The following is a 9,175-nucleotide window of genomic DNA, read 5'->3' on the forward strand; positions in this document are numbered from 1 at the left end:
TCAACGCCGCGCTGTCCGGAAACGAAGGCGCCGTTCGCGATCTGCTCGAGCGCCTCGACCGGTTCGTGGGAACGCTCGACCAGCAGCGCGACAACCTCGTCGCGTCGATCCGCGCCCTCAATCGCCTCGCCGGCACGTTCGCCGCCCAACGCGACGTGATCACCCAGGCGCTGTACAAGATTCCGCCCGCACTGGACGTGCTGATCAAGGAGCGCCCGCGCATCACGACCGCGCTGAACAAGCTCGGGACATTCAGCAACACCGCGACCAGACTCGTCAACGACGCGGGCGACGACTTGGTGAAGAACTTGACGAATCTGGCGCCGGCACTCGGTGCGCTCGCCGACATCGGCCCGGATCTGGACGCCGCCCTCGCGTACGCGCCGACGTTCCCGTGGACCCAGGGCATCATCGACCGCTACATCCGGGGCGACTACCTCAACGGGTATTTCATCATCGATCTGACGAACGCCGGGCTTCGTAAGGGCATCCTCCGCGGCACCCACTGGGAGCGGATCGGCGCCGAGGCCGTACCCGGACCGGCGGATCCGGAATACCTGCAATTCCGGTATGGAGCACCGCCCGGGGCGCCCGGGGCGCTGAGCAAGCCCGGCCCAAGAGGGGAACCGGCACCGTTCGGGCCACCGCCGCCCTGGGGGCGGCCGCTGCCGGGGCCGCCGCCGTCCGCGGCGCCGGGGCCGGTGAACCAGCAGTCGGCAGACACACCACCGCCCGCGCCACCGCCGCCGCCGGTGTCGCCGTTGATCGCGGGCCTGACGTGGCTCGGCCCGGATGCGCAGAAGTCGCCGACAGCGACGCTGCCCGGACCGCCGCCGGCTGGGGCCGTGCCGCCGGCCGACCAGGGCGCCCCGGTGCCGGGCGCGACGCCGACGACCAGCCAGACGGACGGGGGCTCGTAGATGCTGACCCGGTTTGTCCGAATCCAGTTGGCGATCTTCACGATCGTCGGGATCGCCGGTGTGGTGATCATGGCGTTGTGGTACGTCCAGGCGCCGACCCTGCTCGGCATCGGCAAGATGACGGTCACGCTGAAACTGCCCGCCACCGGCGGCCTGTACCGCTTCAGCAACGTGACCTACCGCGGGGTGCAGATCGGCAAGGTGACCGGGGTCGGGCTAACCCCCGATGGTGCGAAAGCCACGCTGTCCCTTGATACTTCGCCGAAGATACCGGCGGACCTGAAGGCGGAGGTGCTGAGCATCTCCGCGGTTGGCGAGTATTACGTTGATCTGCGACCCCGCAACGACTCGCCGCCCTACCTGCACGACGGCTCGGTCATCGCGATGAACGACGCGACGATCCCGCAGCCGATCGGTCCCGTGCTCGACCAGTCCAGCAAATTGATCAACAGCATCCCCAAGGGCAAGCTCGGTCAATTGCTCGACGAGTCGTTCCAGGCATTCAACGGCTCCGGTTACGATTTCGGATCGCTGTTCGACAGTTCGTCACGGCTCTCGGGTGACCTCAACGGCGTCGCCGACCAAACCAGGAACCTGACCGAAGACACCGGGCCCTTCTTGGATGCGCAAGCGCAGACCGCGGATTCGATCCGTACGTGGGCGCGCAGCCTCGCCGGATTCAGTGGCCAGTTTGCGAAGGATGACCCACAGTTTCGCACCCTGCTGCAACAGGGGCCTGGAGCCCTCAACGAGGCGTCCCGGCTGCTCGACCAGATCAAACCGACGTTGCCGGTGCTGCTTGCGAACCTGACCACGATCGGCCAGATCGGCGTGACCTATCACGCGTCGATCGAACAGCTCCTGGTCTTGCTGCCGCCGTTCACCGCGGCGATTCAGTCGTTCGTCGGCACGAAGTCGCCGACGGGATTGGCCACGGGCGCCTTCAATCTCATCGTCAGTGACCCGCCGGCATGCACGGTCGGCTTCCTGCCGCCCAGCCAATGGCGTTCCGCGGCCGACACCCGCACCATCGACACGCCGGACGGGCTGTACTGCAAACTGCCGCAGGATTCGCCCATCGCGGTGCGCGGCGCCCGAAACTATCCCTGCATGGGACAGCCCGGGAAACGCGCGCCCACCGTCGAAATCTGCGAGAGCGACAAGCCTTTCGAGCCGTTGGCGATGAGGCAGCACGTCTTCGGCACTTACCCGCTGGACCCGAATCTGATCGCGCAGGGCATCCCGCCCGACGACCGGATGAACTGGTACCGAGACAGGATCTTCGGGCCGGTGGAGGGAACGCCGCTGCCGCCGGGCGCGGTTCCGCGGGGAACGCCGCCGGCGTCGGCGTTGCCGCCGCCCGCGGCGCCGCTCAGCCCGCTGGCGCAGATGGGGGACGTTTCACCGATAGCGCCGATCGACGTTCCCGCTGCTCCCGCCGGGTCGGCGCCCGCAGCGGCGAGCGCCCCGCCGCCGGGGCCGCCCGCGGGGCCTTCGGCGGCGCCAAGTGCGTTCGGGCGCAACGAGTCTCAGACCGGTCCATCGGTGGCGATCGCCCAGTACAACCCTCGCACCGGCAGCTATGTGACCCCGGATGGCCAGGTTTACCGGCAATCGGATCTGGTCAAGCCCACGTCGCCCAAGGCGCCGAAAACGTGGAAGGACATGTTCGCCACCTGATGCCCGCGCGGGGCCATCGTCAGATGAACCGGGTCAGCTGATTTTGTCCAGCCTGAATGGCTGGTCGATGTACAGCGGCTTGTTGGTGCCGCAGGCGCCGCTGGGGCCGGACGTCTGCTCCCGTCCGGCCAGGACCGGCGACCCAAGCACTTTCTCGCCGGTCTCCGGGTTCGCCGGATAGAAATGGATGACGTCGTGACCGGTGTATGAGGTGCCGTCTTGACACGTCGTCCAATTGGGAATGTCGCGTTTGACGAACCAGGTGGCGGCATCATTCATGAATATCGGTGCGGTCCAGCCCTGGTCGCTGACGACCGTGCCGTCGCACCGATAGGCGGTGGAGCACGACGTCGTGATGGTCCACGTGCTGCGCACCACCGCCTCCTGGTGGAAAATTTCATTGGTACGGGCCCAGTCGCCGACCACGGTGGCGGTGTACGTCCCATTGATCGCGGGGTCGTAGGCCCATGCCGACGGGGCGACGCCCACGCCGCCCGCCACGCCGACGACTGCAACGGTTGCGCTTATCGCTATATTTATCGGACGCATCATGTGCTCCTCGAGGCGTTAAATACCGCCAATTCCAAGCGAATCGAATTCACAGACTAACACCGCCCCCGCATGTCACGGAATGGTTTAGGTGGGGCGTTCAAGGACATCGAATTTATCGATGAGCCACGACCCATTGACCTTCGCCATCTCCACCTTTAGGCTGCTCGACGTCACCACAGGTTCCGGCTTCGCCTTGCTTGTGGTCTTTTGTTTTATGAAGACAAGCACGACAGCGGAATTCGGCTGCAGTTCCGATACGGCCGCCTTGACCACGGTGGCGGTCGTCGTGACTTGGCCGCGCTGCGCCGACGGCCCCACGACCTGGTCGGCGAACCGTTGGTAGTAGGCCAGATAGTCCTCGGTGAGCCGGGATTTGGCGTTGGCGAAATCGCGATCAAGCGTTTCCGGCGAGTAGGACAGCAACGCCACCACACCGTCACTGGCTGCACTGATTACCTGGTGCGCCGCCGCGCGGTCGGTCTGCAAATCCGGACGGTAATCGAAGTAAAAAATCCGGGCCGCGTTGCCGAGGGCGGCAATAAGCAGAAGCGTCAACAGGATTGACCGCCACCGCGCCAGGCAACGACGCGTCCAGCGCCCGAGCGCGCCGCCGCGGCGGGCGGGCGGCCGCTCCTCGTGCTCAGCTCTGTCGACCGTCACCGGACGAACTCGAGTCTGGAAACCTTGAGCTGCCCGGCATCGCGTTGAACGGTGACGACGATCCGCAGCTGGCGCGATTCCGGCTTGGTCTCACCGGGTTTGGTGATCTCCGATTTCGCCGCGATCAGCACAATCGCTGAATCCTGGGTCATGGACTGCACGGCGGCCGCTTGCACCGAGCCCTTGGAGACGACCTTGGACTCCTCCACCGCCTTCACGGCATCCTCGCCGCCCATCAAGATGCTGATTTTGAACGTCCCGGTTGTGTCATCGGCGAAACGTTGCAGATCTTCCCTCGCCTTGGTCGGATCGATCGTCATCATCGTCACAATGGCATCGCGGGCTGCCGCGGCGAACTCCGCGCTGCGACGCTTTTCCTGCTCGACGCCGCGGTGATGCCATACCAGGTATCCGCTGCCCGCCAGCGACGCGCAGCTGACCAAAACCGCTGCGATCGCCGCCGTCGCCTTTCGGCTCGGGCGATGGGGACGAAGCCAGCGCCATCGCGATGACGCCGAGTCGGTCTCTTCGGTTTCGGCCCGGCCGTCTTGACCGTTTGATGCTGCGTCGAGCTGTTGGCGCAACCGCATCGCGCGGGCGCGAGCAGCCTCGGCACGGGCGTCCGCCTCGGCGATTTCGGAGATTTCTGGGACAGGGGTAGGCGGTGACATCGACGGGACCACCACGTCTCGATCGTCGGCGACGGTCGCCCCAGCGGGAAGCTTGCGCCGAGGCACTGGATCACCTCCTCGTCGCGCCTACAGGAGAGCCACATTATCACTGCCACGCGGGCGGCCCGGCGGCGGAGATAGCGGCTTTAGACGCAAGTCTTCTCCGAGTGAGAGAATTCTATTCCCACCGGTGGGCGAAGTAATTTAAAGTAATCCCGTGCGATTCATAGTGGCAGCGGTCGCCGTGCTCTTAGGCCTCTCGCAGGGCCTGGGTGTCGCCGTGGCACCGCAGGCCACCGCAGCGCCGGTTAATTGCGATTACCCGGATTGCACGCCGGGCATCATGCCGCACCAGGTGCTCGGTGCGCCGTGCGACAACACCACGTACTACGTATTCGGGACCGCCGACTATTACGTGTCTTTCGCCACGCAGCCGGGACGACTGATGTTCTGCGGCTCGCCCAGGAGGTACGAGCCCCGGTGGTTCCGGTCGCCCCCGATGGCCGGCGTCAAGGTCGAGGGCTCATCTTGCGTCGATTTCCCGGAGTACTACGTCGCGCAGGCGCCGGACGGCCTTTTCCTCGTCTGCAATGCGCATGACGGAACACAGATTTGGGAGCGCGGCGACACTTAGGCCGATTCGGCTCGACTCACGGCCGGGTGTTCGGGATCTCCGGCCAATCTTGGAAGGGACTGGGTCCCCAGTAGTCGAAGCTGTGGACAGTGCCGTCCATGTCGCGATGGTGCGCGTCGTGGCACGTGGTCGGTTCCCATTGCGGTCCCCACGACGGATCGAACATTTGGCCCGGGCACCAGTGATAGCCCACGAACGGCCACGGCGGATTGTCGGCGTGAGCGACCGTCGCGGTGCCCAAGCCGGCGCTGACCATGATCGCTGCGGCGGCGACACGCGCGACTTTGCTCATGGGAGAACCGTACCCGAGTGACCGCCGAACCGGACCAAAAATTCTGTGGAGGTGCGGCGATCAGTCGGCGGCGTCGATCAGCCGGCGGGTGATGCGGCCCAGCTGCGCGCGCAGGGCGTCGTCGTCGATGTCGGCCACCAGAGGCGAAATGACCCCGACCGCGATCGCGCCCGACAACACGGCCGCTGACACCCGTGCGTCCTCGGCCGCGTCGTCGAGCAGCACGCTGTAGAGCCGCTGGATGAATTGCTGGAAGGGTTCGTGCTCGCCCAGCAGCCGCACGATGACGGGATCGAACTGCAGGGTGCTTGCGGCGCCGCGACGTTCGACGGCGACGTCAATGACCCGGTCGAGCAGCACCTCCCGTGCCGTGGACCGGTGGTCGTGTGCCTCGGCCGCCTCCAAGGCCTCTTCCAGGCCGCCGAGTTCCCGCTCGGTCAACGCGATCACGATCTGCTCCTTGGTCTTGAACTGGTGGTAGACGGCGGCTTTCGTGACCCCGATGGTGTCGGCGATCATCTGCAGCGAGGTGCCGCCGACACCGTGCTCGGCGATCAACTGCAGCGCGGCATCGAGGATGCGGGTCTGCGCGGCGCTGCGCGTGATGAAGCGGAACCGGCTCCTGGTCTGCGGGGAAACCACACCGGAAGCGTAGCCGATCGGCTATTGACCCGAGGATAGCCGATCGGCTAGTTTCGCTGACTAACGGGGTATGGATTCATGCCGTCACAGAGAAGGAGCCAGGCGATGTCCGACGTCGGCGACAACGACGCAGCGGGCCGCCACTCGTCGCGAACCGCGTTGCGGCGTACCGACGGTGAGCTGATCCTGCTGTGGACGTTGCCGGTTACGGTGATCATCTGGATCGCGTGCTTTTTCCTGTTTCCGGGGTTCAATCCGCCGATGTCACCCAGCATGTCGGCCGAGCAAGTGGCCGCGTTCTATCGCGATCCCGCGCACCTGCCGCAGATCCGCTACAGCATGATCGTGTTCAACTGGTTCGGGGTCTGCCTCGTCCCGGTCCTGACTTTGATCGTGCTGCAGATCCGCAGAATGGCGCATCGGACGCCGATCTTCTCCTACGCGATGTTGGGTTGCGTGGCTGGCGGGCCGACGCTGTTTCTCGTCGCCAACGTCTGCTGGCTGCTGGCCGCCTTCCGCCCCGAGAGAAGCCCGGAGCTGACCCAGCTGCTCAACGACTTCGGCTGGATCACGTTCACCATCGTGGTCCCGTTCCTGATCGGGCAAAGCGTAATCCTGGCCGTGGCAATCTATTTCGATGATCAGTCGCAGCCGATATTCAGCCGCTGGGTGGCTCACTTCAACCTTCTGGTGGCGGCTGCCCTGGTGCCCGCCGCCTTCGTCGGTGTGTCGTTGACCGGACCGCTCGCGTGGGACGGATTCCTGACGTTCTGGTTGAAAAACGTTGCCATCGCCGTGTGGATCATCGTGATGGGCGTGGTTCTCGGCCAAGCCATTTACCGGGAGCGCGCCGAGAACCGTCAGGGCGGCGACGAACTGGTCAGCGCATGAGTGCCCCTGCGGCACAGGCGGTTTCTGAAGCCACGCCACCCTCGGGACCGCTGCGCCACCGGATCGCCTGGCACTTGCGGCACGGCCCCAAACGGGAGCTGTGGCTGGCGTGGGGAGCGCTGGTCGTCTTCTACAACGTCTTCTTCCCGGTGTTCTTCATCGTCGCGCAGGTCCAGCCGCCGCCGCAGCCCACCTGGGATCTCGCAACCCAGGTGCACTGGTTCGGTGAACGCCGCCTCGGGATACCCATTGGATTCGGCGTCATCTTCGCAATCAGCGGCCTGATCGCGACCAACAACGCCCTGATCGCCTATTCGATGCGACGAATGTCCGTGAGCCGTGCGTTCGCGTACTCGTATCTGCTCATCTACACGTTCAGTGCGGTTCCCGGGATGCTGCTGCTCAACATCGCGCTGGTCGTCGGGACGCTGCGACCACAGCGAAACCCCGAAGCGATCGGTTGGCTCTACGACTTCGCCTTCCTGTCCTTTGACGGAACCATGGGAGTGTTCCTGATCGGCTCGCTGATCTGGATGGTCGCGATCCTGCTCGACAAGAATCGGGTGTTCCCCAAGTGGTTCGGCTATCTCAACCTGTGCAACGCGCTGACCGAGGTCGTGGTGGCGCCGTGCTGGATCTTTCGGCGCGGCGTGCTGGCGTGGAACGGCCAAATCGCCTGGTGGCTGGACATGGTGGTGTTCGGCATCTACCAAGTCACTTTCATCGTCATGCTGTTTCGGATGATCCAGCGCGAGGACTTCGGCGACGGCCCGTTGCCAGACCGCGCGAAGGCGTCGCAATGACCGCGCCGACAGACAAGCGCGCCAGGTTCGTGCCCGGCCAGCCCGACATGTGGGCCTTCGTGTTGTTCGAGACCTTGGTCTTCACAGGCTATTTCGGCTTCTACCTGTTCTACCGCGCCCGAAGCCCCGAGCTCTTCCTGCACTCCCAGGCGCAGCTGGACCTGCGTATCGGGGTGTTCAACACGCTCGTCCTGTTGCTGAGCTCGTGGTCGGTGGCGCGGTGCGTCCAGTCGTCCCGCGCCGGCGCTTACCGGGTGGCGTTGCGGGACGCCTTCATCACGGCCGCATTCGCCGGAGTGTTTCTGTCTTTCAAGGTGTTTGAGTGGGTCCGGTTGGTCCGCGCGGGAAATGGGTTGGACAGCAACGACTTCTTCACCTACTACTTCTTCCTCACCGGAATCCACTTCGTGCACCTGCTGATCGGCTTCGTCGTGCTCGGCGTCATCGTCTACCAACTTCGGAGTACGGCGAGGCGATCCCAGGAAATCGTCGAAACGTGCGCCACGTACTGGCACACCGTCGACTTCCTGTGGGTGCTCATCTTCGCGCTGCTCTACGTGGTGAGGTGATCGACATCAGATTCAACAAGAGGCTGTTGATCGTCTGGCTTGTGCTGGCGTCGTTGACACTCGCCTACCTTTGGATCGATCACTCGCTGGTCGGAACGCTGAGGGCCAGCGCGGTGGTCACGTCGAGCGTGATCGTGATCGCACTCGTCAAGGTGCGCATCATCTTTCGGGAGTTCATGGAGGTTCGTCAGGCTCCGGCCCTGCTGTGCCGACTCACGGACGCCTGGGTCGTGCTCATGGCCGTCGCGCTGCTCGGCTGCTATTTCATCGGCAGGACGCTCGCCTGATAATTCGAACATCACTGTCAACTCGCTTGACGCGAACGTGCGTAGTGTCATGCAGATATACGCCTTGCATAACGGTTGAATAACGGTTGTCTGGCGGCGTCTTTGGCGTTTCACCCACGCTCAATAGCATCGGCCAGATCTCGTAGTACACCGACGATCGGGTGGCGCCATGACGTTTATCATTGCCGCACCGGCGACGGTGGCCGCGGCGGCCACGGAGCTGGCGGGCATCGGTTCGACACTGACCGCGGCCCATGCGCTCGCCGCCGCCGGCACCACCGCGGTGCTGCCCGCCGCCGGCGATGAGGTGTCGGCCGCGATCGCGTCGCTGTTCTCCGGCTACGCCCGGGCCTATCAGTCGGTGAACGCCCGGGCGGCCGCCTTCAACCAGCGGTTCGTGCAGGCGTTGAACGGCGCGGGGACTGCGTACGCGGCCGTGGAGGCTGCCAACGCCTCGCCCTTGCAGGCCCTGGAGGCGGACGTGCTGGGTCTGATCAACGCGCCCACCAACGCGATGCTGGGCCGCCCGCTGATCGGCAACGGGGCCGACGGGGCACCGGGAACCGGGCAGCCC

13 protein-coding genes are annotated in these 9,175 nt (G+C 65.0%); 8 read left to right on the forward strand and 5 right to left on the reverse strand.

Annotated elements, in window-relative coordinates; genetic code table 11:
- A partial coding sequence (locus tag N415_RS27305) for an MCE family protein (protein ID WP_193376513.1) occupies window positions 1-920 on the forward strand: 920 nt, incomplete at its 5' end.
- Window positions 921-2,600 carry an MlaD family protein gene (locus N415_RS27310; RefSeq protein WP_068188482.1) on the forward strand — a complete coding sequence of 560 codons (1,680 nt, stop codon included), beginning with the start codon at window positions 921-923 and terminating at the stop codon, window positions 2,598-2,600. It begins immediately after the preceding gene.
- Between the two features lie 33 nt (window positions 2,601-2,633).
- Here the strand turns inward: N415_RS27310 and N415_RS27315 are convergent, their stop codons facing one another.
- The 3 genes from N415_RS27315 to N415_RS27325 all read right to left on the reverse strand — a co-directional run bounded on the left by N415_RS27315 (window position 2,634) and on the right by N415_RS27325 (window position 4,498).
- Window positions 2,634-3,149 (reverse strand): hypothetical protein, encoded by a 516-nt coding sequence (locus N415_RS27315; protein WP_068188510.1) that lies wholly within the window; start codon window positions 3,147-3,149, stop codon window positions 2,634-2,636.
- 87 nt (window positions 3,150-3,236) lie between these two features.
- Window positions 3,237-3,812, reverse strand: a complete 576-nt coding sequence (locus tag N415_RS27320; protein WP_068188486.1) for a twin-arginine translocation pathway signal — start codon at window positions 3,810-3,812, stop codon at window positions 3,237-3,239.
- Window positions 3,809-4,498 (reverse strand): hypothetical protein, encoded by a 690-nt coding sequence (locus N415_RS27325; RefSeq protein ID WP_152531608.1) that lies wholly within the window; start codon window positions 4,496-4,498, stop codon window positions 3,809-3,811. The genes N415_RS27320 and N415_RS27325 overlap by 4 nt, the downstream gene beginning before the upstream one ends.
- A 202-nt stretch (window positions 4,499-4,700) precedes the next feature.
- On the opposite strand from N415_RS27325, the gene N415_RS27330 reads away from it, so the two are divergent.
- Window positions 4,701-5,117: a hypothetical protein gene (locus tag N415_RS27330; protein WP_068188491.1), complete on the forward strand. Its 417-nt coding sequence runs from the start codon at window positions 4,701-4,703 to the stop codon at window positions 5,115-5,117.
- 16 nt (window positions 5,118-5,133) lie between these two features.
- Here the strand turns inward: N415_RS27330 and N415_RS27335 are convergent, their stop codons facing one another.
- Window positions 5,134-5,409 carry a hypothetical protein gene (locus N415_RS27335; protein ID WP_068188494.1) on the reverse strand — a complete coding sequence of 92 codons (276 nt, stop codon included), beginning with the start codon at window positions 5,407-5,409 and terminating at the stop codon, window positions 5,134-5,136.
- Window positions 5,410-5,469: 60 nt separating this feature from the next.
- Window positions 5,470-6,051, reverse strand: coding sequence for a TetR/AcrR family transcriptional regulator (locus N415_RS27340; protein WP_068188496.1), 582 nt, complete (start codon window positions 6,049-6,051; stop codon window positions 5,470-5,472).
- 105 nt (window positions 6,052-6,156) lie between these two features.
- On the opposite strand from N415_RS27340, the gene N415_RS27345 reads away from it, so the two are divergent.
- The 5 genes from N415_RS27345 to N415_RS27365 all read left to right on the forward strand — a co-directional run.
- Window positions 6,157-6,942, forward strand: a complete 786-nt coding sequence (locus tag N415_RS27345; RefSeq protein ID WP_068188500.1) for a hypothetical protein — start codon at window positions 6,157-6,159, stop codon at window positions 6,940-6,942.
- Window positions 6,939-7,745, forward strand: coding sequence for a hypothetical protein (locus N415_RS27350; RefSeq protein ID WP_068188503.1), 807 nt, complete (start codon window positions 6,939-6,941; stop codon window positions 7,743-7,745). Before N415_RS27345 ends, N415_RS27350 begins: the two co-directional genes overlap by 4 nt.
- The gene (locus tag N415_RS27355) at window positions 7,742-8,314 is read left to right on the forward strand and encodes a cytochrome c oxidase subunit 3 family protein (RefSeq protein WP_068188506.1); all 573 of its coding nucleotides are present in this window, start codon (window positions 7,742-7,744) and stop codon (window positions 8,312-8,314) included. The genes N415_RS27350 and N415_RS27355 overlap by 4 nt, the downstream gene beginning before the upstream one ends.
- Entirely contained in the window at window positions 8,314-8,601 is a 288-nt protein-coding gene (locus tag N415_RS27360; protein ID WP_068188513.1) for a cytochrome C oxidase subunit IV family protein, read from the forward strand. The genes N415_RS27355 and N415_RS27360 overlap by 1 nt, the downstream gene beginning before the upstream one ends.
- Window positions 8,602-8,770: 169 nt before the next feature.
- On the forward strand, window positions 8,771-9,175 hold a 405-nt coding region (locus N415_RS27365), incomplete at its 3' end, for a PE family protein (protein ID WP_081665556.1).

The sequence above is a fragment of the Mycobacterium sp. UM_CSW genome (assembly GCF_000455205.1).
Lineage (GTDB): Bacteria > Actinomycetota > Actinomycetes > Mycobacteriales > Mycobacteriaceae > Mycobacterium.